The organism is Clostridium sp. AM58-1XD (genome assembly GCF_003464085.1).
Classification (GTDB): Bacteria; Bacillota; Clostridia; order Lachnospirales; family Lachnospiraceae; genus Lachnoclostridium_A.
Genome location: NZ_QSDR01000021.1, coordinates 1 through 26,026 on the forward strand (window position 1 = coordinate 1; position 26,026 = coordinate 26,026).

A 26,026-nucleotide genomic window follows, 5' to 3' on the forward strand; every position below is an offset into this window, starting at 1 on the left:
ATAAATTCATTAACTTTTAGTTCCTACATGTTGCCTCAGACTTGATTTTGAGGTAAAATTTATTCATAAAAGTGATAATCGATACACCAACGGAGAATAAATACAGGAACACTCATTGAATTGAAGCAGAGTGAGCGAGGGGAGCAGATCAGATGATTACGATTGCAGATGTGGCAAGAGAAGCTGGCGTATCAGTAGCAACTGTCAGCAGGGTATTAAATAAGAACGGTCCGGTATCGCCGGCAGCATTGGAAAAGGTACATATAGCAATTAATAAATTGAATTATCAGCCGAACGTCTGGGGAAGACGGCTGAGAAAAAAGGAGAGCAGAATGCTGCTGATCTTTGTCCCTGCGATCAGCAATCCCTTTTATGCCGCCATTGTTTCCGGTATTGAGGATGAAGCCAGGAAGAACCGGTATGGCACGATGCTCTGTATTACGAATGGGGACAAGGTGAGAGAACGGGAGTTTATGGAGCTTTTGTTCGACGGCCAGGCCGACGGGGCAGTGCTGCTTTGCGTCGATAAAGATGATAAGGATATAAAGAAAACAGCGGAGAAAGTTCCGCTTGTCCAATGTTGTGAATTCTGCGAGGACGCAGATATTGCTCATGTAACGGTGGACAATTTTGAAGCGGCCAAGCAGGTGGTGCGCTATCTGCACAGCCTGGGGCATGAAAAAATAGGATTTATCGGCAGCGTAAACCACTTTATAAGCAGTGAGGAACGCCAAAAAGGATATGAAGAAGCAATGAAAGAGGCCGGTCTTCCGGTACGGAACGAATATATGGTAAATGCTGACCGGGATTACAGCTTTCAGAGCGGTATTGCCGCAGGCCGACAGCTTTTGAGCCTGAATGACAGGCCGACAGCCATATTTTGTATATCGGACGTACTGGCGATGGGTGCGATCAGGGCGGCGGAAGGCATGGGAATAAAAATCAGCAGAGATTTGTCTGTCGTCGGATTCGACGATGTCGAATACGCTACCATGATGAACCCCATGCTGACGACGGTCTCCCAGCTCTCTATTTACTGGGAAAGACAAGCGCAGGTATGCTTGTAGAGCAGATGAAACTGGAGAAAGAAAGGGAGCCAAAGGGTCTGTTTTCCTGGAACACAAACTGGTAATACGTGATTCTACAGCCGGGATACGGTTTTAGAATAGAAAGTAAAAATAAAGGAGGAAGTAAGAATGAAAAAAGTATTGGCGGTAGTATTGGCATCAACAATGGCAATGTCACTGGCTGCATGCTCAGGCTCAAAGCCGGCAGAAACAGCAGCTGCAACAGCAGCAGAGACAAAGGCAGAGGAGACGACTGCAAAAGAGGAAAAGGCAGAAGAGAGCAAGGAAGAGACAGAAGCAGAAGCTCCGGCAGCAGATTTAAAGGGTAAAATGATGGGTGTTGTTACACCGTCTGCAGACCATGGTTTTACGGCAGAATCAATCAAGCACTGTGAAGCAGAGGTAAAGGAACTGGCAGAAAAGTATGGATTTGAATACAAATTCATGACAGCAGCAGAGTCTGGCGAGCAGAGCAACGCAGTAGAGACAATTCTCGGATTAAACCCAGATGTAATGGTACTTTGGCCTGTTACAGGCGACGAGCTGAGAAGTGCTGCACAGCAGGTACAGGACGCAGACGTTCCGCTTATTATCTATGACCGTTTAATTGAAGGATTTGAGCCGACCAGCTGGATTATGGGCGACAATGATGCCATCGGCGAGGGCGCAGGCGAGTATTTCACCGAGTACTTCAAAGACGATCTGGCAGCAGGCGAAGTAGGACTTCTGGAATTTAAGGGCGATTCCTCTACGGTTCCGATGCAGCGTTCCAATGGTTTCTGGAAAACAGCAGACAAGAACTTTAAGAAAATTCAGGAATTCTCCACTGACTGGAGCCAGCAGAAGGCTATGGAGCAGATGGAAGACTTCTTAAATACAAAGAGCGTTGAAGAAATTGAATCTGTAAAAGCAATCTTTACCCATGACGATGAAATCGTATTCGGTATTGTAGAAGCATTAAAGAATTACAACGGACCTGCAAAATTAAACATCAAACTGGTTTCCGGCGTATCCGCAGGCGAAGGCTTCATGAACTTATATGAGAATTCCGGTCTGGAAGGTATTGATTTCATGACATATACATTCTCACCATCCATGGTTCGTGACGCAGTTGATTTAGGACTGAAAGTAATGCAGGGTGAAACTCTGGATGCCAGCTACTTAATTCCTACCGAAATGATTGATAAGACAAACTATAAAGAATATATGGAATCTGATGTTTATAAGATTCGTTACAGCTTACAGTAAGCCCATAAGCCGGTCGGTTTTTAACCGGCCGGCTTTTCTATCACAGATGATTGTGCCTGCGATAGAAAAGCGCTGCGTGTGTTGCACTGAGGCGGAAGGGAATCATGTCGCTGCAGCGGCCCCGCCGCAGGTATTGATTACGCTGCTGCGTAATCGTTCTTGAATTAAAGGAGGTTCTACTACATGAACTTGGAAATGAAGAATATAAGCAAGCAATTTGGCCCGGTTGCCGCATTGCAGGATGTGAGTTTCCAGACAGGACCGGGAGAAATCCACGGCCTTTTGGGAGAGAATGGTGCAGGCAAGACCACATTGATGAATATCCTGTCAGGAAATTTTCCTCCCACCTCCGGGAAAATCATAATCGATGGGAAAGAAATTACGGATATGACTCCGCAAAAGTCAATGGAAATGAAAATTCGTTTTATCCATCAGGAACTGAACCTTTGCAATGATCTGAAGGTTTATGAAAATATGTTCCTGGGAGAAGAACTTACGAATAAAGCAGGTGTAGTGGATAAAAAAACCGAGATTAAAAGGGCGCAGGAAGTTCTGGACAGCATGAATGTGCAGATCGATGCCAAAGCGCTGGTGGCGGATCTGGAAACGGCTAAAAAGCAGCTTGTCGAGATTGCCAAAGCTCTTTTATTCCAGTCTGAACTGATTATTATGGATGAGCCGACCACTGCCCTCAATAACCAGGAAATTGAAAACCTGTTTTCCATTATGAGGGGGCTTCAGGAACAGAAGGTAAGTTTATTTATATCTCCCATAAAATGCCGGAGATATTTACCATATGTGACCGCTATACGGTGCTGAGAGACGGACGGTTTATTGAAAGTGGTCTGATTAAGGATATCGATGAACACAAGGCCACGGAGCTGTTAATTGGAAAGACATTTATTAATGCCAACTTAAAAGAGCAGCAGGAACCGTGTATGAAGGATGAAGTTCTGATGTCGGTTAAGAACTTATGCGGAGAGACCTTTGAGGACATCTCATTTGACCTCCATAAAGGAGAAGTAATCGCTGTTACAGGTCTGCAGGGGGCTGGAAGCGGCGAACTCGCTACGGCCATTTTCGGTGCGACCGGCGTAAAGAGCGGCACGGTGGAGACGAAAAACGGAAAGCTGAATACGAAGAGCATATTAAACGTTATGAGACATGGAGTAGCAATGATTCCATGCAACAGAAAAGAGAGAGGAATTCTCCCGGATTTGAGTATCAGAGATAACAATTCCGCAGCTTATTTTACACTGCTGCACAAGAAACTTATTATCAGTAATAAGGAAGAGACGGAACGTTTTGAGAAAAACCGGAAGAAAATGGAAATAAAAGTGGGCAGTGAAAAGGACCCGATTACATCTCTGTCAGGAGGGAACCAGCAGAAAGTAATTGTCGGCCGATGGCTGGAAACAAACGCTGATGTGCTGATTATGGACAATCCGACACAGGGAATAGACGTAGGGGCAAAATATTCGATCTACCGGCTGATTCTGGAACTGGCTTCTCAGGGAAAGGGAATTCTGGTTTTCAGTACGGAATTTCCGGAAATTTATCAGATAGCAGACCGCTGCATCGTCATGTATAAGGGGAAAATCAGCGGCACCCTCGGCAGACAGGAAATGGATGAGACCAGAATGATGGCGCTTTCCACAGGTACAAAAATGGAGGTACGGAAATGAATACGACAAATAAGGATTTCAAGCATATCTGGCAGAATATAACAACTAATTACAGCCATTGGCTGAGCTTCGTTTTATTGATGATTGTAGCGGTTGTGATCAATCCATCGTTTCTATCGTTTACCAATCTGACCAACCAGTTTGTACAGGGAGCAATTGTAGGAATCTGCGCCATGGGAATGAGCCTTGTTATTTCCGCAGGAATGATTGACCTTTCCGTAGGTTCCTCCGTAGCTCTTGTCTCAGGACTTGGAATTCTGCTTCTGAACAGAACGCAGAGCATCGTTCTGTGCCTTTTGTTCTGCCTGGGATTTGGTCTGTTATTGGGCCTGTTCAATGGTCTGTTTATTACAAAGGGAAATATTGCGCCTTTCATCGTGACGCTTGCTACGTTCTCCGCATACCGCTCTATTATTACACAGCTGGGCCAGGGCGGACCGTTTACCGTAGACAAATCCATGTATGATGCATTCCGCAGCGTGGCGGCAGGAAAAATTTTCGGTATTCCTCACCTGATGATTATTTTTATACTCATCACCCTGCTTACCGGATTTATTATGAGCAAGACAAAATTCGGCCGTTATGTCTATGCCGTCGGATCCAATCAACAGGCGGCCAGACTGGCAGGAATCAAGGTGGGAAATGTAAGGCTCTTATCTACGCATATGCAGGAATTCTGTATGGATTGGCAGCGTTTCTTTTGGCAAGCCGTCTTACTTCCATTCAGGCGGCCAGCGCAGGCGACGGATATGAAATGGATGCCATCGCTGCCGTTGCAATCGGCGGAACATCGATGGAGGGCGGCCGCGGCAAGATTATCGGAACGTTTTTAGGCGTCCTGATGCTGCGCATTATTCAGACAATTCTGGTTATGGCAAATGTACCTCCGTTCCTGAATGGACTGGTACGCGGTATTGTAATCCTGGTTGCCGTACTCGCTCAGACGAAGAAAAAGAATAAATAAATGATAAGCTGCAGAAGGAAAGGGGAAGAGGGGAGATATTATGTTTAAAATAGGTATAATCGGATGTGGAAAAATTGCTCAGGTACGTCATATACCGGAGTATGCAGATCATGATGAGGCAGTTCTGGCGGGATTCTATGACCTGAATCAGAAGAGAGCAGAAGAACTGGCAGCCCAATATGGCGGCAGAGTATTCAACTCTTATGAGGCGCTCCTGGCGGACCCCGGCATTGACGCAGTCAGCGTCTGCGTGGCTAACAGCGCCCATGCGGAGATTACGATGGCGGCTTTAAGGGCCGGTAAGCATGTTCTGTGTGAAAAACCGATGGCGATGTCGTTAAAGGAGTGCGAAGACATGGTTCGTACGGCCAGAGAAGCCGGACGGTTCCTTATGATTGGCCACAACCAGAGGCTGGCAAAAGCTCATGCCAGAGCCAGAAAGCTGATTGAAGAAGGCTGATTGGGGATATTGTGACCTTCAAGACAAATTTCGCTCACGGGGGACCGGAGACCTGGAGCATTGATCCTGGCAGAGCCGTATGGTTTTTTGACAAGGACAAAGCCGTGTTAGGCGCCATGGCCGATCTGGGTATACATAAAACCGATTTGATTCAGTTTTTGACAGGCTCGAGAGTAGTCGAGGTTATGGCTTATCTGGGAACAATCGATAAACGGGGAGCCGATGGGAAACTGATCGGGGTGGACGACAACGCGATCTGTATTTACAGAATGGAAAGCGGCTGTATGGGAACGATGACAGCCAGCTGGACCTGCTATGGAGAAGAGGATAATTCTACTATTTTATATGGAACAAAAGGCGTAATGAAAATATACAGCGATCCTGCACATTCGATCATTGTGGAGATGAAGGATGGTGAGAAGATCCTGTATGATATCGATAAGATACAGACGAATGACAACCAGACGAAATCGGGCGTGATCGATCTGTTTATGGAGTGCCTCGTGACAAATACCCCGCCAGAAATCAGCGGAGAAGAAGCGTTAGCGGCGATGAGAGCGGTATTTGCGGCTGTGGAGAGTTCAGAGACAGGAAAGAGCATTAAGATTGCGCAGTAGCTGCAGCAAAAGGCAGCGGGTGTGCGAAAAATATGGCGAGTGGAGGAAATAACATGAAACTGGGACTTGTAAGTGCGATTTTGGATTGGATGTCCTTTGAGGAAATGATTGATACGGTCAGCAGACTTGGATATGAGTGCGTGGAAGTGGCCTGTTGGCCAAACGGCAAGGCAGAGCGCCGCTACGCAGGCGTCAGCCATATTGATGTAGATGGGCTGGATGATGAAAAGGCAGCTTATATTCAGTCTTACTGCAGGGATAAGGGCGTTGAGATATCGTCTCTGGCATTTTATCCGAATACGATGGACGGCAATCTGGAGAAAAGGGCGGCAAATATTGAGCATCTGAAAAAGGTAATCCTGGCTTCAGAAAAGCTCGGTGTCGGCATGGTTACGACTTTTATCGGACGCGACCAGACCAAAACCGTTGAAGAAAATATGGAGCTATTCAAGGAAATATGGCCGGATATTATCCGCCTGGCAGAAGATCATAAGGTCAAGGTGGCAATTGAAAACTGCCCGATGCTGTTCGGAGCAGAGCAGTGGCCGGGAGGACAGAATCTGGCGACGACTCCAAAAATATGGAAAGAAATGTTTGAAGCAATCCCCAGCGACTGCTTTGGACTGAATTATGATCCCAGCCATTTTGTATGGCAGATGATGGATTATATCAGGCCGATGTATGAATTTAAGGATAAAATTTTCCATGTTCATTATAAGGATATAAAGCTTTACCGCGACAGACTGGACCGGGTGGGCACCATGGCATACCCGCTGGAATATATGGCGCCGAAGCTTCCTGGTTTGGGAGATGTGGACTGGGCGAAGTATGTGAGCGCACTGACGGATATTGGGTATAAGGGATATACGTGCGTGGAAGTGGAAGACAAAAGCTTTGAGGAGACGAGAGAAGATGTGATCAGAAGCCTCGTTCTCAGCAAACGATATCTGGGGCAGTTCATTGTATAAACGATAGCTGTGTGCATCGAAATGAAAAGTTTTTAACTGTATATTATTTGTCAGGTTTTTGTCGTTCCCGTCCGCTTTATGGGGCGGAAAATGAGGGAGGAATAAAGAATCGTACATAAAAGGCCGCACCGGGTGCAGAAATGATGAAACCGGGCGGCTTTTTTCACTTCCAGGAAAGACCTTGTTCTGAACAGAAGAAACGGTATAACGGTATAAAATGACACGATCAAGACTTGGCGGAAGTATTTAAGACGCGGTGCGAGTCATATAATTGTACTTAGTGATATCTTACACAGGCTGATACAAAATATATGGAATTTTCTTTTCATATTCTGTATAATAATAGAAAGTTCCCTAAATGGGGGAAAGGCTTGACATTTCAATAAAAAAGAAGTAAAAGTAAGTGAAATCATACAGAAAAAAGGATGGGAAACATTATGTATCAGATAGATTTTAAAACACCGTGCCATATTCATTTTATAGGGATCGGGGGCATCAGCATGAGCGGCCTGGCAGAAATCCTTCTGGATGAGGGATTTACGGTATCCGGGTCCGATGCGAAGCAGACAGAACTGACCGATCATCTGGAAGCGAAAGGGGCGCAGGTATTTTACGGGCAGAGAGCGTCAAACATCGGAGACGGAATCGACGTAGTCGTATATACGGCGGCAATCCACAAAGACAATCCTGAATTTGAAGCCGTTGTGGAAAAAGATATCCCAATGCTGACAAGGGCAGAACTGTTGGGGCAGATGATGAAAAATTACAAACAGGCCCTGGGAATTTCCGGTACTCATGGAAAGACCACGACAACCTCTATGATCACCGAGGTTCTGCTGGCGGCCGATCAGGATCCAACCGTTTCCGTAGGCGGGATTCTGCCGTCCATAGGCGGGAATATCCGCGTGGGCGGCCCTGATTTATTCGTTACAGAAGCGTGTGAGTATACAAACAGCTTCCTGTCATTTTATCCGACAATGGAGATTATTCTGAATATAGAAGCGGACCATCTGGATTTCTTCAAGGATCTGGCCGATATCAGGCGTTCTTTCCGCCTGTTTGCAGAGAAACTTCCTGTTCACGGACTGCTGGTTATTAACAATGATATCGAGCAGGTAGAAGAGATTACGAAAGGCCTTCCGTGCCGTGTTGTGACATTTGGACAGTCTGAGGGCAGCGATTACAGATCGGTCAATGTCCGCCACGACGCGTATGCGAGAGCGGAATTTGACCTGATTAAGGAAGGCAGGGAAATGGGACACATCGTTTTGGGCGTGAGTGGAGACCATAATGTTTCGAACGCGTTAGCCGCGGTTGCGGTCTGCCTGGAACTGGGAGTTCCCATGAAGCAGATTCAGGACGGACTTCATAAATTTACCGGTACGAACAGGCGGTTTGAAAAGAAGGGAGAGATCGGCGGCGTTACGATTATTGATGATTATGCCCATCATCCAAGTGAGATCCGGGCGACTCTTTCCGCTGCCAGAAATTATCCTCATAAGAAGCTGTGGTGCGTCTTCCAGCCGCATACATATACGAGAACAAAGGCATTTATGGACGAATTTGCAAAAGCGCTGTCCATGGCGGATGAGGTGATTCTGGCGGATATCTATGCGGCCAGAGAAACCGACAATCTGGCATAAGTTCTGGAGATTTAGCCGATAAAATAGAAGAATTGGGGACCAGGACGCAGTATATCCCGTCTTTTGACGAAATTGAAACATTTATTTTAGAAAAATGTGTCAACGGTGATTTGTTGATAACTATGGGGGCTGGAGATATCGTAAAAGTGGGAGAAAAGCTGTTGGGTCTTTAAGTTATCCACATTATCCACATAGTTTTCAACATTTTATGTAAAGAAGCTATGTGGATTTTTTGATTTACATAATAAATTAACAGATAATATTTTTGATATTGAAAATTACAGTATTTCGACATAAAATTACAAGATATTGAAGATTATGTTAACTTATTATCCCCGTTATCCACATTATCCACAATAGGGATGGTGGATAAGTCGCCCTATTTTCTTTTTAAAAATGGTGTGATATGATAGGAACATAGAAAAGAGAGGGGAGTTTTGTACCGTGAATATTAAAAATCCATTCGTAATAAAGGCTACGGCAGTTGCAAATGAGTTTATTGATAAGTACATGCCCTCGGCAAATGGAGAGTACGTAAAAGTATATCTCTATGTGCTCCGCCATGAGCAGGAGACGATTGAAATTGCAGATATTGCCGATGCGCTGAACCATACGGAGGCCGATGTAAAACGTGCTTTGGCGTATTGGAAAAAATATGGGATACTGGAAGAAGCGGCGGGAACGGAGGCAGACGTTTCGGGAGCGGGAGAGACGGCGGCGGCACTCAGCGGCAGTGGCGGAAAGCAGCCGGATCAGACATACAGGAAGCCGGCTCAGGAGCGTAAGAAGCCGGTCCAGGAGTATCAGAAGCCGGTCCAGGAGCATCAGAGGCCAGTCCAGGAGCATCAGAGGCCGGTCCAGACGTATCAGCAGTCGGGTGCCTCGTCTGCAGGAACCAGAAAAGTATATTCGGTCGATGAGATCAACCGTCTGTCCGGTGATGAAGAGTTTACACAGCTGCTTTACATTGCCCAGAAATATATGAACCGTCTTTTTACGCAGCGGGACAGCGAAGTAATGGCTTATTTGTATGATGGGCTGAAACTTCCGGCGGAACTGATCGAATATCTGATTGAATATTGTGTACAGAATCAGCATACGAGCCTGCGGTATATGGAAAAGGTGGCGATCGACTGGCATGAAAAGGGAATTGGCACCGTAGATCAGGCCAAGGCGAGAGCGGAAGGCTTCAGCAAAGATTACTTTGCTGTGATGAAGGCGTTTGGCCTGGGCGACAGACGGCCGGGTGAGGCTGAGATTACATATCTGGACAAGTGGTTCGGAGAATATGGTTTTACCAGAAAGATGGTGGTAGATGCCTGCAACAGGACGATAGAGGCGATTCACCAGCCCAGTTTCCAGTATGCGGATAAGATTCTGTCTGAGTGGAAAAAGGCTGGTGTCAGGACACTGGAGGACGTAGAAGTGCTGGCTGGGCGCAGAAAGAAGACCGGTGCAACAGCTCCGGCCAAAAAGCAGGCTCAGACAAACCGTTTCCATAATTTTGAACAGAGGAATACGGACTACGATGCCCTTGTTATGGAATTGTGGCAGAAGGAAAAGTAGTGAACAGGAGGACATGTTATGGCGCTGAGCAATTCCCAGTATGATTCCATCATCAGGGACTACCAGAAGCAGCAGCTTCAGAATAAACACGAACAGGACGAGCGGGTGGCCAGAGTATATGAGAAGATACCGGTTATGAGGGAACTGGAGGATTCCATCAGCACTGCGGCGGTGCGGTCGGCCAGAAGGCTTCTGGACGGAGATTCCGGGGCGCTGAAAGCGCTCAGGGAAGAGCTGTCGGATTTGAGGGAGCAGAAGGAACTTCTGCTGAAAGCCAATGGTTTTCCCGCAGATTACATGGAAATGCATTACCGCTGCCCGGACTGCCGCGATACCGGATATGTGGATGGAAGGAAATGCCACTGTTTCCGTCAGGCTCAGATGAAGCTGCTTTATGCGCAGTCCAACATCGAGGAGATCGTACGGAGAGAGAACTTCGATACCTTCTCCTATCGCTATTTTGACGATTCGGTTAAAATTCCAGGAGTGGGAGAAACGGAAGCGGAGCATATGCGCGAGGTGGTGAAGCTCTGCCGTCAGTTTATCGAAGCGTTTCAGGAAGAGAAAGGCAATCTCCTCTTTACCGGTACGACTGGCGTCGGAAAGACGTTTCTTACCAACTGCATAGCGAAAGAGCTGATGGAGCTGTATTATTCGGTCATCTACCTCTCGGCAAACGATCTTTTCGATGTTTTTTCCAAAAATAAATTCTCCTATCAGGATGACGATGAGATGAAGGATATGTACGAATTTATTCTGGACTGCGACCTGCTGATTATCGATGACCTGGGAACGGAGCTGAATAACAGTTTTACATCCTCTCAGCTTTTTTACTGCATTAATGAAAGGCTGATCAGGAAAAAAGGAACGATCATTTCCACCAATCTTTCCCTGAATATGCTGCAGGATCTGTATACGGACCGGGTGGCATCCAGGATTATGAGCAATTACCGCATGATTCCTCTGTATGGAGAGGATATTCGTATTAAAAAAAGACGAAAAGGCCTTGACTGACTTGACTATTTAAGAACATAATGATAGAGTATACGTTGCGTTACTTTTTTGACACAAATTGTTCTGCTTATAATATAAATTACAAACATAATTAGGAGGACGAATGATGATATACGAGGAGAAGACAATCGAAACCATACCGGTAGGACCACTTGGACTGATTCCGCTTAAGAGCTGCGCGGAATTAGGAGAACGGGTAAACCAGCATTTAATTGCCTGGAGACATGAACGTGAAAGTGAACACAAATCTACGATTGCCTTTGCTGGATATCAGAGAGACTCCTATATCATTAAGGCTGAGACGCCGCGATTCGGCTCCGGCGAGGGAAAGGGTTCCATTGAGGAATCAGTCCGCGGAGATGACCTTTATTTTATGGTGGATATCTGCAACTACAGCCTTACGTATTCTCTGTGCGGAATGGTCAACCACATGTCGCCGGATGATCATTTTCAGGATTTAAAGCGTGTGATTGCCGCTGCCGCAGGAAAGGCCAGAAGAATCAACGTAATCATGCCATTCCTGTATGAGGGAAGACAGCATAAGCGTTCCGGAAGAGAATCCCTGGACTGTGCGACTGCACTTCAGGAGCTCTGTGATATGGGCGTGGAGAACATCATTACATTTGATGCGCACGATCCACGTGTGCAGAATGCGATCCCGCTGAGAGGCTTTGAGACTGTCCAGCCGATTTACCAGTTTATTAAATATCTTCTGAAGGCAGAGACGAACCTCCAGATCGATAGCGACCATATGATGGTCATCAGTCCGGACGAGGGTGGTATGAAGCGCGCCATCTATTTTGCAAACGTGCTGGGACTGGATATGGGAATGTTTTACAAACGGCGTGACTATACGCAGATTGTAAACGGCAGAAATCCGATTGTAGCTCATGAATTCCTCGGCACAGATGTAGAGGGCAAGGATGTGCTGATTATCGACGACATGATATCTTCCGGAGAGAGTATGCTGGATGTTGCGAAGGAACTGAAGAGGAGAAAGGCGGGAAAGGTATTTATCTGTTCTACGTTCGGCCTCTTTACCAACGGGCTTGCCAAATTTGACGAGTATTATCAGAATGGTCTGATCGATCGGATTCTTACGACGAACCTGGTTTACCAGACGCCGGAACTTCTGTCAAAGCCGTATTATATCGATGTGGATATGAGCAAATATATCGCATTAATTATTGATAATCTGAATCACGATGCTTCCCTGAGCGAGCTTCTTAACCCAACGAGGAGAATCAACAAGCTCCTGAAGGCATATAGAAAAGAACAAAATTAAACGAATTCCGCGCCTGTAAAGCGCGGAATTTTTATATTTGGCGAGCGCTCTTTGGTTTCGCAGGAACCCCGACAACTGTTGTAAAGTCGGGAACATTTCTGATAACAACCGCTCCGGCGCCGACAACGGCTTCTTTTCCGATACGAATGCCGTCAATTATGGTACTTCCGATCCCCAAAAATGATTTCCGACCGATCTGTGTGTGGCCGGCCATGGATGCGTTAGGACAGATATTAACGAAATCTTCGATGATACAGTCATGCTCAATTACGGCAGCCGTATTGATGATACAGCCGGTTCCTACTACGGCGTTTGTATGGACAACCGCATTGGCCAGAATCGTACATCCTCCAGCAATTTTGGCGGACGGGCTGATAACAGCTGTGGGATGAATGACCGTTGCCAGAGGCCGTTCCATAGAGATCAGCCGGGAAATTTTTTTGTCCCTAAGATCATTGCTGCCGGTTGCAACGATGATTTCGTCGTAAGACCTGATGATCCTGCCGATATCGTCATCGTCTTCCCTGTATATGACACGGCCTGGAATCCGGCGGTGTCCCTTTTCCTTTATTTCTAAAAAATCTATCGCGGCGTATTGGTTCATTGCCAATGCACATTCCAGCGTTACCGTACCCTGGTCGCCTGCACCCCAAATCAGTAATTTCTTCATTTTAACAGTTTTTCTCCCGTTTTTATATTGGATTTTTGCCCCGGTTTACAGGTGCTTTCTTTTATTATATTCTCAATTGAAGCGGTGTCAATCGAACTTTGCAGCAATGAGTTTTATCGTGTCTGGTTTTGTTAAATATTTGTTGTGCCCTGGACATGGCCGTGATAAAATGAAAGGAAAAGTACAGATATTCCTAAATGAGGAGGGAGACAGAAGTGAGATCGGATCGATTGGCGTTTGACCTTATTTTAAATATCGGCCTTCTGGTTATTATCGCTAACCTGCTGTCGAAACTGCGCCTGATACAGAATATGCTTGTTCAGGAAGCCAGGGACTGGCGGCGTCAGATGGTGCTCTCCATGCTGTTCGGCGGAATTATCATGCTGTCTACCTATACAAGCATCGATATCGGTTCCTACAACCTGAATACGCGTGTAATCGGCGGTATGGCAGCCGGCCTTCTGGGCGGCCCCCTTGTAGGTATGTATGCCTCTCTTCTGGGAGCCGTTTACGTATATTTCTTTTCCTCTCCTTCGGCATTTGCAGCAGCTTCGGCGTTTTCAACGGCTCTTTTCGGCCTTTTGGGCGGGGGATTTTACCCTTATTTCCAGCGGGGCAAATGGAAGTATAAGGATCTGTTTTTCCTCACATGTTTTGCGGAAGTCTGTGATATGATTGCGATTCTGAGACTGGCGTCGCCGTTTGATATGGCGTTCCAGACGGTGCTTCAGGTGGCCGGTCCTATGATTATACTGAACTCGTGCGGAATTCTGCTGTTTATTTCCAGCTTTAACAACGTGTTTATACAGCAGGACCTGGAGAGCAGCCGGCAGCTTCAGCTGTCGTCTGAGCTTTCAAGAAAATGTATTCCTCTGCTTAGAAAAGGGCTTAAAAACCGGGATGACATCGAGGAAATGGCTGATATTATTCTTAAGGAAACGGACTGGACGGGAATCATGGTTCTGGACCGTACCGAGATTATTGCCTGGAAACATAAAGGAATTCCTCTGGAACTGGAGGATATGAAAAATATCCCTTTGATAGCCAGAGAGGCGATGGACAATGCCAGGCTTACAACCGTCAGTCAGGTGGCAAGGGATAATCCGCTGTACGAGATCGTTAAGGACTACTCCCTTATCGCGGCGCCTTTTGTCATACACGAGCAGTCCATTGGCTGTCTGGTTGCCTGGACGAAACGCCAGTGGGTAATGAGAAGAAGTGAGATGGTACTTCTTCAGAACATTGCAACGATTGGTTCTGCGCAGATTGCCATGGCGGAACTGGAAAATCAGAAAAGAATGCGTCAGAAAGCAGAATTCAAAGCGCTCCAGTTTCAGGTGAACCCCCATTTTCTGTTCAATGCTCTGAATACCATATCCTGCGTCTGCAGGGAGAACCCTGACAGAGCGAGAGAACTCCTGATTATACTGGCCAATTATTTCCGTTATAACTTAAATAATGAGGTATACATGGTTCCGATGGCGGATGAACTGGACCACGTAAAGGACTATCTGGAACTGGAAAAAGCTAGGTTTGAAGAAAAACTGGAAGTTATCTATAAAATTAACGGAAAACTGGACACGCCTGTACCGACGCTGATCCTTCAGCCGATTGTGGAGAATGCCGTGAAACATGGGGCGGACGGCCGGGGATACCGCTACGTATCCATCCGCATTGAGGACAAAAAGGATGAACTTCAGGTGTGCATCAGTGACCATGGAAAGGGATTTCCAAAAGAGGTTCTGGAAAAATTGGATCAGGAAGAGCAGACAGGAAGAAGCGTTGGTCTTATGAATGTCCATAAGAGAATGAAAAGTATCTACGGAGAAGATCACGGACTGAAAATTGTTAACTCTGACCAGGGGTCTTGTGTAGAACTACGATTTGATAAAAAAGTAACGAAGGAGAGGGAAGATGAGGATAGCGATAGTTGATGATGAAAGGCCGGCCAGAAGTGAGCTGAGGCATCAGCTTTTGGAACTGCTTCCGGAAGCAGCGATCACAGAAGGAGACTGTGGTGCGGCTGCGCTTCAGATTGCGGGAGAAGAAAAATTTGATCTGTTTTTTCTTGATATTAACCTGGGGGATATCAACGGCACCGTACTGATTAATGCTTTGAAAAATATGCAGCCGGAAATGAAGGTTATATTCGTTACGGCTTATTCAGAATACGCGGTAAAGGCCTTCGAACTGGGAGTGGCGGATTATGTGATGAAACCTTACGATAAAAAACGTCTGGAAAAGGTCATTGAAAAGTGCTGCGCAGATATGGGCGGAAGGGAAAAGGCAGCACAGGAGAGAAACTTAAAGAGAATTGCCATCAACAGCAACGGCAGAACTGTATTTGAAGACGTTGACCGGATCATTTATATTGAGACGTATAACAGAGGGTGTCTCATACATACGCCGAGTGATGAGTATTTTGAGGGAAAAACCATAGGAGAGTACGAAAAGCGACTGGAGGCTCTCCGGTTTTTCCGCATCCATAAGAGTTACCTGATTAACCTGGATCAGGTGCGGGAAGTATTTCCATGGGGAAATAACAGTTTTGCGCTTAAGATGAACGGATATGAAAAAAATATACTTCCAATCGGAAGGGAAAAAACGAAAGTTTTAAGGCAGCTGCTGGGATGGTAGCTGCCGTAAGACTTATTCTTCAATTACCTGAAGCTCCAGAAAATCAAAATCAACATGTTCGATAAAGTTATCCTGACTGAAGCGTGTTTTTGAGTGTACCTGGAATTCATGAACATTGGAATCAAGCCAAATGGGCTCTCCAAGGTCTAATTCATAGCAGATATCGGTTAATGACTGGAACACCATCTGTGTTCTGGTCAGAGAATAGTCCGTGATACAGATCACGGTATCCTGCAAGAGGTGGTTGTCTCTGAAAATCTTACCCCACATTCGGAACATGATCATCTCCTCCTTTTCATTTTTTTACTATATCAGATTTTGAAAGTTTGCTCAACGAAAAGATGCAACAGACCTTGTTTCTTGTCTTTTTTTGTAGTAAGCTAATAATAATTATAACTGTTCCTTCAAGGCTCCGGGCATGGCCGCAGATCCTGCAGGAAGATTCGCCGTTCGGGACAGTTCATCATTTACTTTACATCGGGAGGGAATCCGTATGACTCCGATCAGCGATCATATCGCGTTTCTGACAGAGGCCAGGGAAAAGCTGGAAGAGCTGGAGCTTCTGAAAGACAGAGAGAAACAGCTGAAGGCTGACGAAATAAGGCTGGAAAAGGTTCTGGAGAGCGAGAAAAAGACAGTCAATGACAACATTGCTGCTACAATTAAAAAGCGGCGTGAAGAGATCAATTCCAGCTATGACAAAGAGATTGCAAAAGGGCAGGACAAGCTTAAGAAGGCCCGGGTAAAGCGCGAAAAGGCAAAGAGCCAGGGAATGAAAGAGCGCATTGCCGAAGAAACGGCGGATCTCCATAAAGAAAACCGCGATTTGAAGCTTCAGATGAAGACCATGTTCCAGAAGAATCACGTGCCGGCTGTCTGTAATTCCAGCCTGTATTATGCGATGTTTTTTCCGAGATGGTTTGGAGAAATTCTAAAGCTGCTGATTGCTGTTCTGATCTGTTTTCTGGCTGTGCCGTATGGGATTTACCTGGCCCTGCCGGAGAAGAAAACGTGGATGATGGTAGTGATCTGCTTCCTCTGTGTCGTTATTTTTGGGGGCTTGTACATCTGGATCAGCAACAGGACAAAGCTTCTTCACATGGAGGTGCTTCGTACAGGACGGACGCTGCGGGATCAGATGCATTCCAACAGGAAGAAAATCCGTGTAATTACCAGTTCGATTAAGAAAGACAGAAATGAGGCTTTGTACGATCTGGAGAAGTATGACGATGAAATCGCCAGAGTGGAGCAGGAACTTCAGGACGTTGCCAATAAAAAGAAAGAAGCTTTGAATACCTTTGAACAGGTAACGAAGATGATTATTTCCGATGAGATTGCTAACAATGCCAGGCCGCGGGTAGACAAACTGAGAGAAGAGTTCCAGCAGGTTACGGCGGGTACTAAGGAGCTGGAAGGGCAGATTAAGGACATGACGCTGTTTATTACGGATCACTATGGAACATATCTGGGAAATGAATTCTTAAATCCCCTGAAGATCGGGGAGTTGTCTGAGATTATTAAATCAGGAAAGGCTTCAATCTAAGCGAAGCGATTGAAGTTTCTAAAAAAGCAAAAGACGAGGCGTAATAGGATAATGGGATAGGAAGGGGTGCTGTGGATATGGCATCCTTTCTTTTTACTTTCCAGGAAAGGCTTTGTTCTTTCTGCGGGAAAGATATAAATTTATAGTAAAAAGGAGCGGACAGGTGTATAATTAGTACATTGCTTTAAGTGCTAAGGAAAAGACCGGATTTTTTTGTCCCCGGGCACAGAAAAGCAGATACCAATCAGAAAGTAAGAGGATAATCATGGTCAGACAAAAAGATATTGCGAAAGAATTAAATATATCGAGAACAACAGTTGCCCGCGCGTTTGCCGGAAAAAATATAAGTGAAGAAACTCGGGAAAAGGTGTTTGAAGTAGCGAAGAGAATGGGATATGTACACAACAGCACGGCTTCGATCCTTTCTCTGAAAACCAACAAGATTGTTTATTGTTTTATTATTGCTACCATTGATGAAGGATATGGTAGCCAGATGGAAAATGGGATTAAAGAAGTCATGAGAATCTGGAATGGTTATAATTTTGAGTTAAAGGTTGTGTTTACGGACATTACCAGGGAAGGAAACCAGTGCAGGAGACAGATGGAACAGTTCGAAGAGGCTGTCCGGGATGCGCGTGTTGACGGCGTTATTTTTTCTGCGCTCAGCCGGGAAAATCTGCAGCGTGTACAGGAATACTGCAGAGTTCAGGACATTCCGCTGATGACTCTGGATCTGATCTGCAAAGACACGAGCCTGTGCCATATTGGCCCCAGCTATTATAATCTTGGAGCGTTGTCCGCCTCTTATCTTTCGGAGATCATGAACAGGGAGGGAAAGGTACTTACGCTGTTTTATGATGATGGGTATGAACTCAGTAAAAAAAGAATGGAGGGATTCGAGGACAGAATTAAAGAATTTTCCGGTATCGAACATCTCTGCATCCATGTTGCAGGGATTGACTGTGATACATACAGAGAGGCTCTGAAACGTGTCATTCCGGAGTTTCAGCCGGATGCTGTTTATGCACCTTATAAGATGGACAATATTATATTGGCGCTGAGACAGCTGGGGGATCATAAGGATTACAGAATGATCAGCAACGGAATCAACGGTGAAATCGAACGGTATTTATATGAGGGAGTTATTACAGGCATTGTGACGGCCCGCCCGTTTCATCTGGGAGCAGTAGCGGCAAATAATTTCTTTAAATATTTCTACAGAGGTTCGGAGATGCTCCGTGAAGAGATCGATGTGGGCCTGAATATTTATATGAGAGAGAATTATGAACGGTATCACAATATTTTTTAAATTATAATAAAATTCGGATTTTATATTGACAATTATCCGTAAGTGTGATAATGTCTCGTTATAAGGTGATGTTCCCGGGAACATCACTGCACATGTAAGTGCTGCTTTGGAGGCTTCCGGTGAAATTTTTTTATTTAAAATTGTTCCCGGGTACATGGGGCCAAATTTTTTTTAGCACAGGATGTTCCTGGGAACACGAAAGAAAGGAGGGGCGGGGATTCAAGCAGCATGCTGCTGCAGGGGAAAACAGCAAAAATTAACAGAAACAAATAAGAAAGGAAGAAGGTATGAAAGAAGAGGGGTTAGCAGTTAACAAAGAAAAGGGGTTTGGGGAAGAAAGCTTGGCGCCTCAGACAAACAGGATTATGGGGAATGCTTCCTATACATTCGCCTGGATCGCAGGAGTTATTAATATCAACTCGTTTATGATGGGAGCGGCGCTTGTTCCTCCCAGCGGAAAATTAAACCTTGTTCAGGGGGCGCTGGCTATGCTTATCGGCGTAACGATTATCAGCATTGCCATGACGTGGAACGGTATTCCGGGACACCGGCTGGGAATTCCGTTTATAGTACATACGAGAACATGCTTTGGTATGAAGGGATCACTTTTCCCGGGATTAATCCGATCGTTGCCGGCAGTTCTCTGGTATGGGATTCAAAGCTGGATCGGGGCTTCCGCTATTAATTCCGTACTTTATATGGTAATAGGTTTTGATAATATGGCAGTGTGCTTCATCGGATTTCAGACGCTTCAGATTTTGCTCTCCATCCTGGGATTCAAAGGAATCAAATGGCTGGAAAACATCGGCGCTGTCTTTATTATCATCGCCTTAGGCTATATGTTCCTGGTTATTTACAATACATATAAATTTGAAATTATGACGAACCTGATTGATTACAAAGGATCATGGGGGATGCCGTTCCTGGCCGGAATCACAACGTTCGGCGGCACTTATACGACTTACGTTATCAGCATGGGCGACCTGTCGAGAGAGCTCAGGAAGGAGACTGGCACAAAGGTCATGTTTCTTCTGCACTGGATCGGGACTGTTCCATTTACCATGTTTATGGCGGTTATTGGCCTTATGGTGTCCGGCACGACAGGATCATGGGATCCGATCAAACTTTTTACGGAACTGGTGCCGAATAAGCCGCTGCTGATAGCGACGCTTCTGTTTATAGCATTTGCACAGGTGACGACGAACGTGCTTCACAATGTAGTTCCATCCTCATATGTATTTATGGAATATTTAAACTTTTCTTACCGCAAATCGCAATTGCCGTAGGAATCGTAGCAATGTGTACATGTCCGTGGATTTTGACAACAAGCAATGGTTTCGTCAAATTTGTACAGGTTGTATCCTCGTTCCTTGGTCCGATTGCAACGGTAATGATTACGGACTATTACATTCTGAGAAAGAAGAAACTGGATCTGGATATGCTGTACGATGAAAATGGCCCGTTCAAAGGGGTGAACTGGCAGGGAATCGCAGCGACGCTGGCTGGGGCGGCAGTGTCTCTGATCTTTATCGATCTATCCTGGATCGCAGGAATTATTCCGTCGGTACTCGTATATCTGCTGCTGACGAAATATCGGCCGCTCAGCAAAGAATTTCTGGCCGGAACAATTTATGAGAAATAACTAAAACAAAGTAAAATAAAAGGAGAAGGTATTATGAGTTTAATTATTAAAAATGGGATGATAGTAACAGCTTCAGATGTTTTTAAAGCAGACATGAAAATCAGCGGGGGATTGATTGAGGAAATCTCATGCAGTATGGTACAGGGAGAAAACGACGAGATAATCGATGCAGAGGGACAGTACGTTCTTGCAGGAGGCATCGATCCTCATGTACACTTTGGGGTACCTGGATATGCAGATGATTTCAGAGACGGAACGAGGGCCGCGGCAGCGGGAGGAATTACGACGATCCTGAATTTTGTAGAACCGCCGCTTCCAGGCAGAACACTGATGGAAAACTTCTCCATGTGGAAGGATATGGCGAAAGACTCCTATATTGACTACGGGCTGCAGCCGATTATTAATGAAGAACACAGTGAAGAAGCACTAAGTCTCATGCCGGAACTGCTGAAAGAAGGGGTATCCACCGTCAAGCTGTTTATGTCGGCCAGAGGAATTGGCCTCATGGTGAGTGATGCGAATCTGTACAGAATTCTGTCCGAACTGAGTAAAAACCATATGCTTGCTACCGTACATTGTGAAAATGGGGATATTATTGACCAGATTGTCAAAGAAACGGTGGAGAAAGGAAACACCTCTACATTATATCACGGTCTCAGCAGACCGGAAGCGATGGAGGCAGAAGCGACGAACAGGATCTTGTCCATTGCTCAGGTGACAGGAGCAAATATCCGTGTAGCACATGTGTCCTGCAAGCAGGCTATGGATGTAATAGAGGCTGCTCAGGAACGGGGAGTTCATGCATATGGAGAAACATGTGCCCATTATCTGACAAAAGATATCACAGATCTGGACAAGGATTTCGCATACAGTTCCCGATTCATCTGCTCACCGCCGCTGCGTGAAAAGTGGAATCAGGATGCGCTCTGGAAAGGCATCAAAAAAGGAATTCTGTCGACAATGGGATCCGACCATGCGCCTGTTCCATATAAAGACGGCAAGACAAAGGGTATGGACAACTTCTCTAAAATACCAAACGGTGGACCGGGAGTTGAGGACATGTTCTCAATCATGTATCACTATGGAGTGCATGAGGGAAGGATTACTCTTCCGGAATTTACCAGGATTCTCAGTTTTAATACGGCAAAATTGATGGGTATTTACCCGCAGAAAGGCGTCCTTCAGGTCGGAGCTGATGCGGATATCGTAATTCTCGATCCGAATCAGACAAGAACAATTACAGTTGATAAACAGTATCAGAAATGTGATTATAACGCTTATGAAGGAACGACGGTTTATGGGGTTATTACACATGTGCTGTCGAGAGGAGAAGAGATTGTAAGAGACGGAATATTCCAGGCGGAAGAGCAGATCGGCCGGGGACATTACCTTTACAGAAAGCCAATAGCAGAATAGGGGGGATTATATGAGACTGCTTACGATAAAGAAGGAAAACGGGTACGAACTGGGAGTAAAACTTCCGGAAGGAATATTAAATGTAACAGAATGCCTCAAAAAATACCCGACGGATTACGTTCCGGGTACGATGGAAGAAGTAATCGGCGGGGGAGGGAAGGCCCTTACTGAACTGAATCGATTTATTACAGAGTTAACGAATGAAGTCAAAGTTGAATTTACGAAGGATGAGGAGCGTGTAGAATTCGGTCCATGTGTCCCAAATCCGGGAAAGATTATTGGAATCGGTCTGAACTATCAGGCGGTGTTGGAAGAGTCTAACGGAAAAAAGCCGGTATTTCCCCATCTGTTCAATAAGTTTTCTGATTCCGTTGTAGGACATAAGGGCGTTGTTACCATACCTGCAAATTCAAACGAGGTGGATTACGAGGCTGAACTGGCCATTGTAATCGGAAAACGGGCAAGGCTGGTATCTGAAGAAGAAGCACTGGATTACGTGCTGGGCTACTGCAATACAAACGATATTTCGGCAAGAGATTTCCAGTATTCCACAACGTCCTGGATTCCGGGAAAATGCTGTGATAATTTCTGCCCGATCGGCCCGTATATCGTTACGAAAGACGAAGTTCCCGATCCGAATAATCTCGCGTTAAGAGGTTACGTAAACGGGGAACTGAGGCAGGATCACAATACATCCGATATGATATTTAACTGCAGAGCTATCATCAGCGGAATATCGAAATATTTTACGCTGAAGCCGGGAGACGTGATCCTGACGGGAACATCCGGAGGCATCATATTAACATATCCGGAAGATAAACGCGTGTGGCTGAAAGAAGGCGACATCCTGGAAGTTGAAATGGGAAATCTTGGACGTCTGGTAAATATTGTAAAAAAAGAAGTACTATAAAGAAGTACTATAATGGAAAAAGACCACCTGTATCTGGCGCTGAATTTTGTCAGATACAGGTGGTCTTTCTTCTCCTGTCCCATGCATAAACGAGACATGCCCTGCCTATAATAGAACATAGACTAAGAAATGCACAGGCGGGATTATATGAAATTATGGGAACGGATTAAAATCCGGGGAAACCGGGAGATATATTACTATGATGCCCAAAATGACTGGGAAATTGAGACCTTCGCCCTTCAGCTCTACGGACTGATCAGGGAGCAGATGGAAGAAGAAAAGAAAAATGGTGTCCTGTTTCTCTGTATCGGCACAGACCGTTCAACCGGAGACAGTCTGGGCCCGCTGATCGGGTATAAGCTGAAAGGGAAGAAGATAAAGCGGGCGGAAGTAGTGGGAACTCTGGAAAAACCAGTACATGCGATGAATCTGGAACAATACCTCAGAGCGGTACGCCTGAGTTTTCCGGATCATCTGATCGTAGCAGTGGATGCTTCTGTCGGTAATATGGAGCATATCGGATACATTACCCTCGGCAAGGGCCCGCTAAAGCCGGGACTGGGAGTGAGCAAAGAGCTGAAGGCGGTCGGAGACATCTTCATTACAGGTATCGTAGGCAGCTGTGGGAATCACGATCCGATCATGCTGCAGAGTATACGCCTCTCAGTGGTCATGCGCCTGGCGGACTGTATCAGCGAAAGCATATGTTTTGTCGAAAAGTTATGGGACAGGACAGCCTCTGTTTGACAAGTTTTTTGTCCCCGCTGTGCTATGCTTGGAAAGATAAAAAAACAGCGGGGTGAACCTATGGGAGAATTATATAATCCGTATCCAAAACTGCCGAAAAACATCAGGCAGATTGGGGAACGAGATCAGATTGTAAAACTGTACGTGGAAGATTATGTAAATACTTACCTGAAGAGGCTGTACCCGGTGGGGGGACAAGATCTGCGCGTCGGACTCCTGCTGGGAAACGTAGAAGAATACGACGGGATTCCCTATATTTTCATAGATGGGGCCCTGGAGATGGACGGAGTTACCCAAAATGGGGAAAAAGTGGAGTTCTATGAAGGAGCGTGGAAAAAGGCGTATCAGGACATCGAGCAGATGTTTCCCAAGAGGACGGTACAGGGATGGTTTCTGTGCGGAGCACCGGGAAGCCAGCTGAGTCCGCTGAATTACTGGAAACAGCATGGGCAGTATTTTTCCGGTGACCATAAACTGATGTACCTGAATTCTGGACTGGAGAATGAAGAGGCTGTTTACGTGGCGTCCGACGACGGTTTTTACAAACTGAGAGGACATAACATCTATTACGAGAGAAACCAGATGATGCAGGACTATATGATCCTGCGGAGGGAAGCAAGACGTGTAGATGTGGATGTGGACAATACGGTGATACATAATTTCCGCCAGAAAATGGAGTCCCGAAAGGCGGAAGCGGCGGCTGAAAAAAATATAGTCGGCATACTGGGAACCTTATGCAGCGTATTGGCAATTACGGTCTTGGCAGGCAGTGTAACCATGTTTAATAATTACCACAAAATGAAAGAGATGGAACACGTCATCGCCTCTGCATTTCCGGCAGGCACTTCAACGTGGCAGGATTACAGTATAGACGACGAAGAACCAGAGGTAATCATCCAGAGCGGTTCCGGCACGGAACAGGTCTCGGGAACAGGAAAAATCATACCGGAAACGATGAGCGAAGAGGCCGGAAAGACAGAAAGCCAGATTCAAAGTGAGGCGGCTTCCACTGGAGAAACAGAGCCGGCAGCTGCAGAACCTGCTGCGGTCGAAACACAGCCGGAAACGCAGATTCCAACGCTTGGTGAAGCAGAAGATCAGGCGGCGGCTGTGGGGGAGTCTATTGCAAAGCAGAGCATTTACGAAGTAGCGGAGGGAGAAACTCTCTATGGTATTTGTCTGAAGAAGTATCATGACCTGAATATGCTGGACGAAATATGTGAACTGAACGGGCTGGACGATCAGAATAAAATCACTACAGGGCAGAAATTGATTATGCCGTAGAAAAAAAGAATGCGTTTCCGGTCAGAATGTTGTATACTGACATATATACAGCATGGGGAGAAATGCAGAGATGAGTGATATGAGCTCCATGAGCAGAGAGAGTAAAAAGAAACAGCTGCGCAGACAGATGATTTCCGCAGACAGCGGAGAACGGGTACGCCGGCAGGCATCCGGTGAAAATAGTGAGGAGATTGTACGCAAAGCCCATAGAAGGGTGCTGCGCCGTCGTCTTACTGTTTTATTTGTGTTTCTCCTGTTGGCAGCAGGCGCGGGCTTCGGAATTTATCAGTATCTGATCTTCCATCAGTTTACCGAGTATAAAACGGTATGGGAGAATTCCGTAAGCGAGGGCGGGGCTGCCGAGTATGCGGCGTTTGGCGGCAACGTATTGAAATATACGAAGGATGGCGCTTCCTACATCAACAGTGAGGGAAAGACCATTTGGATGCAGAGCTATGAGATGAAGGCGCCGATTGTCTCCGTGAACGGAGATTATGCGGTAATTGCCGACCAGCAGGGCAATACGATTTATATCTGTAATAAAGAAGGCTGTCAGGGAACAGCTTCTACTGTGTTGCCCATTGTGAAGGTGGCAGTGGCACAAAACGGTCTGACAGCTGCCATACTGGAGGATGCCAGAGCCAGCTATATCCAGTATTATAAAAAGGATGGAAGCGCGATGAAGCTGATGATTAAATCGGTGCTGGCCGGTGACGGTTATCCGGTGGACATCGGGATTTCGCCCGACGGTACACAGCTGATCGTTTCCTTCATACATCTTTCGCAGGGGGAAATGGCGCAGAGAGTCGTGATTTATGATTTCTCTGAGATTGGCAAGAACGAAAACCACATTGTAGGCGGATTTGACGAAGAGTTTGAGGGGAGCCTGGTAGCCAGAGTGATTTATCCCAGCGAGGAAGCGGCAGTTGCCTTTGCGGACGACAGCGTGACCTTCTTTTCAACCAGAAATCTGGCCAGTGTATCTCTGGAGAAACAGATCGAAATTAAAGAAACAGTTGAGAGCATTTTTTATTCGGATGAATATGCGGGCGTGATCGTACAAAACACGGCGGGCCCTGATGCATACAGAATGGATGTTTACCATCTGAACGGCAGTCTCGTATTCAGCAAAGAATTTGATTACCAGTATCAGGATGTCCAGATATCAGGCGACAGCGTGATTCTCTATGACGACAGTTCCTGCAGGATTTATAATATGCATGGAGTGGAGAAATATTCGGGAGAGCTGGATGTAGAACCGGATATTATAGTAAAGGGAAGATTTCCTGATACCCTGATCGTCACGGGGCAGCAGACGATGAAAGAGATAAAATTAAAATAGGAGAGAATG

General features: G+C 45.9%; 23 protein-coding genes and 2 pseudogenes. 23 read left to right on the forward strand and 2 right to left on the reverse strand.

What is annotated here, in order from left to right:
- Positions 1 to 152: 152 nt before the first annotated feature.
- The 12 genes and pseudogenes from DXA13_RS13355 (at position 153) to DXA13_RS13400 (ending at position 12,517) form a co-directional block, all read left to right on the forward strand.
- Entirely contained in the window at positions 153 to 1,067 is a 915-nt protein-coding gene (locus tag DXA13_RS13355) for a LacI family DNA-binding transcriptional regulator (RefSeq protein ID WP_243009132.1), read from the forward strand.
- A 129-nt stretch (positions 1,068 to 1,196) separates the two neighbouring features.
- Positions 1,197 to 2,315, forward strand: a complete 1,119-nt coding sequence (locus tag DXA13_RS13360) for a substrate-binding domain-containing protein (RefSeq protein WP_118245040.1) — start codon at positions 1,197 to 1,199, stop codon at positions 2,313 to 2,315.
- A gap of 183 nt (positions 2,316 to 2,498) precedes the next feature.
- On the forward strand, positions 2,499 to 3,134 hold the full coding sequence (locus DXA13_RS21900) for an ATP-binding cassette domain-containing protein (RefSeq protein WP_243009133.1): 636 nt from the start codon (positions 2,499 to 2,501) through the stop codon (positions 3,132 to 3,134).
- Positions 3,128 to 4,000, forward strand: coding sequence for an ATP-binding cassette domain-containing protein (locus DXA13_RS21905; protein ID WP_243009134.1), 873 nt, complete (start codon positions 3,128 to 3,130; stop codon positions 3,998 to 4,000). The genes DXA13_RS21900 and DXA13_RS21905 overlap by 7 nt, the downstream gene beginning before the upstream one ends.
- A gap of 179 nt (positions 4,001 to 4,179) precedes the next feature.
- Positions 4,180 to 4,964: pseudogene (locus DXA13_RS13370) on the forward strand (ABC transporter permease).
- A 40-nt stretch (positions 4,965 to 5,004) separates the two neighbouring features.
- A complete protein-coding gene (locus DXA13_RS23160) occupies positions 5,005 to 5,424 on the forward strand; it encodes a Gfo/Idh/MocA family oxidoreductase (protein WP_347559861.1) in 420 nt (139 codons plus the stop codon).
- 11 nt (positions 5,425 to 5,435) lie between these two features.
- Positions 5,436 to 6,041, forward strand: a complete 606-nt coding sequence (locus DXA13_RS23165; protein ID WP_347559862.1) for a Gfo/Idh/MocA family oxidoreductase — start codon at positions 5,436 to 5,438, stop codon at positions 6,039 to 6,041.
- Between the two features lie 53 nt (positions 6,042 to 6,094).
- Positions 6,095 to 7,009, forward strand: coding sequence for a sugar phosphate isomerase/epimerase (locus tag DXA13_RS13380; protein ID WP_118245042.1), 915 nt, complete (start codon positions 6,095 to 6,097; stop codon positions 7,007 to 7,009).
- 437 nt (positions 7,010 to 7,446) lie between these two features.
- Positions 7,447 to 8,825: pseudogene (murC, locus tag DXA13_RS13385) on the forward strand (UDP-N-acetylmuramate--L-alanine ligase).
- Between the two features lie 271 nt (positions 8,826 to 9,096).
- A complete protein-coding gene (locus DXA13_RS13390; protein WP_243009135.1) occupies positions 9,097 to 10,218 on the forward strand; it encodes a DnaD domain protein in 1,122 nt (373 codons plus the stop codon).
- A gap of 18 nt (positions 10,219 to 10,236) precedes the next feature.
- Positions 10,237 to 11,232 carry an ATP-binding protein gene (locus tag DXA13_RS13395; RefSeq protein ID WP_118245044.1) on the forward strand — a complete coding sequence of 332 codons (996 nt, stop codon included), beginning with the start codon at positions 10,237 to 10,239 and terminating at the stop codon, positions 11,230 to 11,232.
- 106 nt (positions 11,233 to 11,338) lie between these two features.
- Positions 11,339 to 12,517 carry a ribose-phosphate pyrophosphokinase gene (locus tag DXA13_RS13400; RefSeq protein ID WP_118245047.1) on the forward strand — a complete coding sequence of 393 codons (1,179 nt, stop codon included), beginning with the start codon at positions 11,339 to 11,341 and terminating at the stop codon, positions 12,515 to 12,517.
- A 31-nt stretch (positions 12,518 to 12,548) separates the two neighbouring features.
- On the opposite strand, the gene DXA13_RS13405 is transcribed toward DXA13_RS13400, so the two are convergent.
- Positions 12,549 to 13,187, reverse strand: a complete 639-nt coding sequence (locus DXA13_RS13405) for an acetyltransferase (protein WP_118245049.1) — start codon at positions 13,185 to 13,187, stop codon at positions 12,549 to 12,551.
- Positions 13,188 to 13,402: 215 nt separating this feature from the next.
- On the opposite strand from DXA13_RS13405, the gene DXA13_RS13410 reads away from it, so the two are divergent.
- Together DXA13_RS13410 and DXA13_RS13415 are read left to right on the forward strand one after the other, a co-directional pair.
- Positions 13,403 to 15,121 carry a LytS/YhcK type 5TM receptor domain-containing protein gene (locus tag DXA13_RS13410; protein ID WP_243009136.1) on the forward strand — a complete coding sequence of 573 codons (1,719 nt, stop codon included), beginning with the start codon at positions 13,403 to 13,405 and terminating at the stop codon, positions 15,119 to 15,121.
- Positions 15,102 to 15,824 (forward strand): LytTR family DNA-binding domain-containing protein, encoded by a 723-nt coding sequence (locus DXA13_RS13415; protein WP_118245053.1) that lies wholly within the window; start codon positions 15,102 to 15,104, stop codon positions 15,822 to 15,824. Before DXA13_RS13410 ends, DXA13_RS13415 begins: the two co-directional genes overlap by 20 nt.
- Positions 15,825 to 15,836: 12 nt before the next feature.
- On the opposite strand, the gene DXA13_RS13420 is transcribed toward DXA13_RS13415, so the two are convergent.
- Positions 15,837 to 16,103, reverse strand: a complete 267-nt coding sequence (locus DXA13_RS13420; RefSeq protein ID WP_118245055.1) for a hypothetical protein — start codon at positions 16,101 to 16,103, stop codon at positions 15,837 to 15,839.
- 214 nt (positions 16,104 to 16,317) lie between these two features.
- Between DXA13_RS13420 and DXA13_RS13425 the strand changes: the two genes are divergently transcribed.
- From DXA13_RS13425 to DXA13_RS13460, 9 genes are all read left to right on the forward strand, one after another.
- Positions 16,318 to 17,367 (forward strand): hypothetical protein, encoded by a 1,050-nt coding sequence (locus DXA13_RS13425; protein ID WP_118245057.1) that lies wholly within the window; start codon positions 16,318 to 16,320, stop codon positions 17,365 to 17,367.
- 265 nt (positions 17,368 to 17,632) lie between these two features.
- Positions 17,633 to 18,676 carry a LacI family DNA-binding transcriptional regulator gene (locus DXA13_RS13430; protein ID WP_118245059.1) on the forward strand — a complete coding sequence of 348 codons (1,044 nt, stop codon included), beginning with the start codon at positions 17,633 to 17,635 and terminating at the stop codon, positions 18,674 to 18,676.
- Positions 18,677 to 18,963: 287 nt separating this feature from the next.
- Complete coding sequence (locus tag DXA13_RS13435; protein WP_207662172.1) at positions 18,964 to 19,962, forward strand: cytosine permease; 999 nt, start codon at positions 18,964 to 18,966, stop codon at positions 19,960 to 19,962.
- 11 nt (positions 19,963 to 19,973) lie between these two features.
- Entirely contained in the window at positions 19,974 to 20,318 is a 345-nt protein-coding gene (locus DXA13_RS22500; RefSeq protein WP_207662173.1) for a cytosine permease, read from the forward strand.
- A gap of 33 nt (positions 20,319 to 20,351) precedes the next feature.
- On the forward strand, positions 20,352 to 21,734 hold the full coding sequence (gene hydA / locus DXA13_RS13440; protein ID WP_118245061.1) for a dihydropyrimidinase: 1,383 nt from the start codon (positions 20,352 to 20,354) through the stop codon (positions 21,732 to 21,734).
- 10 nt (positions 21,735 to 21,744) lie between these two features.
- Complete coding sequence (locus tag DXA13_RS13445; RefSeq protein WP_118245063.1) at positions 21,745 to 22,644, forward strand: fumarylacetoacetate hydrolase family protein; 900 nt, start codon at positions 21,745 to 21,747, stop codon at positions 22,642 to 22,644.
- 147 nt (positions 22,645 to 22,791) lie between these two features.
- The gene (gene yyaC, locus DXA13_RS13450; RefSeq protein ID WP_118245065.1) at positions 22,792 to 23,391 is read left to right on the forward strand and encodes a spore protease YyaC; all 600 of its coding nucleotides are present in this window, start codon (positions 22,792 to 22,794) and stop codon (positions 23,389 to 23,391) included.
- A gap of 60 nt (positions 23,392 to 23,451) precedes the next feature.
- Entirely contained in the window at positions 23,452 to 24,675 is a 1,224-nt protein-coding gene (locus tag DXA13_RS13455; RefSeq protein WP_118245067.1) for a LysM peptidoglycan-binding domain-containing protein, read from the forward strand.
- A gap of 70 nt (positions 24,676 to 24,745) precedes the next feature.
- Positions 24,746 to 26,017: a DUF5711 family protein gene (locus DXA13_RS13460; protein WP_118245069.1), complete on the forward strand. Its 1,272-nt coding sequence runs from the start codon at positions 24,746 to 24,748 to the stop codon at positions 26,015 to 26,017.
- Positions 26,018 to 26,026 lie beyond the last annotated feature (9 nt).

Bases quoted from the DNA above. Each gene is read 5' to 3' on its own strand.
- DXA13_RS13355 (WP_243009132.1), top strand. From the start codon at position 153: ATGATTACGATTGCAGATGTGGCAAGAGAAGCTGGCGTATCAGTAGCA.
- DXA13_RS13360 (WP_118245040.1), top strand. From the start codon at position 1,197: ATGAAAAAAGTATTGGCGGTAGTATTGGCATCAACAATGGCAATGTCA.
- DXA13_RS21900 (WP_243009133.1), top strand. From the start codon at position 2,499: ATGAACTTGGAAATGAAGAATATAAGCAAGCAATTTGGCCCGGTTGCC.
- DXA13_RS23160 (WP_347559861.1), top strand. From the start codon at position 5,005: ATGTTTAAAATAGGTATAATCGGATGTGGAAAAATTGCTCAGGTACGT.
- DXA13_RS13380 (WP_118245042.1), top strand. From the start codon at position 6,095: ATGAAACTGGGACTTGTAAGTGCGATTTTGGATTGGATGTCCTTTGAG.
- DXA13_RS13395 (WP_118245044.1), top strand. From the start codon at position 10,237: ATGGCGCTGAGCAATTCCCAGTATGATTCCATCATCAGGGACTACCAG.
- DXA13_RS13400 (WP_118245047.1), top strand. From the start codon at position 11,339: ATGATATACGAGGAGAAGACAATCGAAACCATACCGGTAGGACCACTT.
- DXA13_RS13405 (WP_118245049.1), bottom strand. From the start codon at position 13,187: ATGAAGAAATTACTGATTTGGGGTGCAGGCGACCAGGGTACGGTAACG.
- DXA13_RS13415 (WP_118245053.1), top strand. From the start codon at position 15,102: ATGAGGATAGCGATAGTTGATGATGAAAGGCCGGCCAGAAGTGAGCTG.
- DXA13_RS13420 (WP_118245055.1), bottom strand. From the start codon at position 16,103: ATGTTCCGAATGTGGGGTAAGATTTTCAGAGACAACCACCTCTTGCAG.
- DXA13_RS13425 (WP_118245057.1), top strand. From the start codon at position 16,318: ATGACTCCGATCAGCGATCATATCGCGTTTCTGACAGAGGCCAGGGAA.
- DXA13_RS13430 (WP_118245059.1), top strand. From the start codon at position 17,633: ATGGTCAGACAAAAAGATATTGCGAAAGAATTAAATATATCGAGAACA.
- DXA13_RS13435 (WP_207662172.1), top strand. From the start codon at position 18,964: ATGAAAGAAGAGGGGTTAGCAGTTAACAAAGAAAAGGGGTTTGGGGAA.
- DXA13_RS22500 (WP_207662173.1), top strand. From the start codon at position 19,974: ATGTGTACATGTCCGTGGATTTTGACAACAAGCAATGGTTTCGTCAAA.
- hydA (WP_118245061.1), top strand. From the start codon at position 20,352: ATGAGTTTAATTATTAAAAATGGGATGATAGTAACAGCTTCAGATGTT.
- DXA13_RS13445 (WP_118245063.1), top strand. From the start codon at position 21,745: ATGAGACTGCTTACGATAAAGAAGGAAAACGGGTACGAACTGGGAGTA.
- yyaC (WP_118245065.1), top strand. From the start codon at position 22,792: ATGAAATTATGGGAACGGATTAAAATCCGGGGAAACCGGGAGATATAT.
- DXA13_RS13455 (WP_118245067.1), top strand. From the start codon at position 23,452: ATGGGAGAATTATATAATCCGTATCCAAAACTGCCGAAAAACATCAGG.
- DXA13_RS13460 (WP_118245069.1), top strand. From the start codon at position 24,746: ATGAGTGATATGAGCTCCATGAGCAGAGAGAGTAAAAAGAAACAGCTG.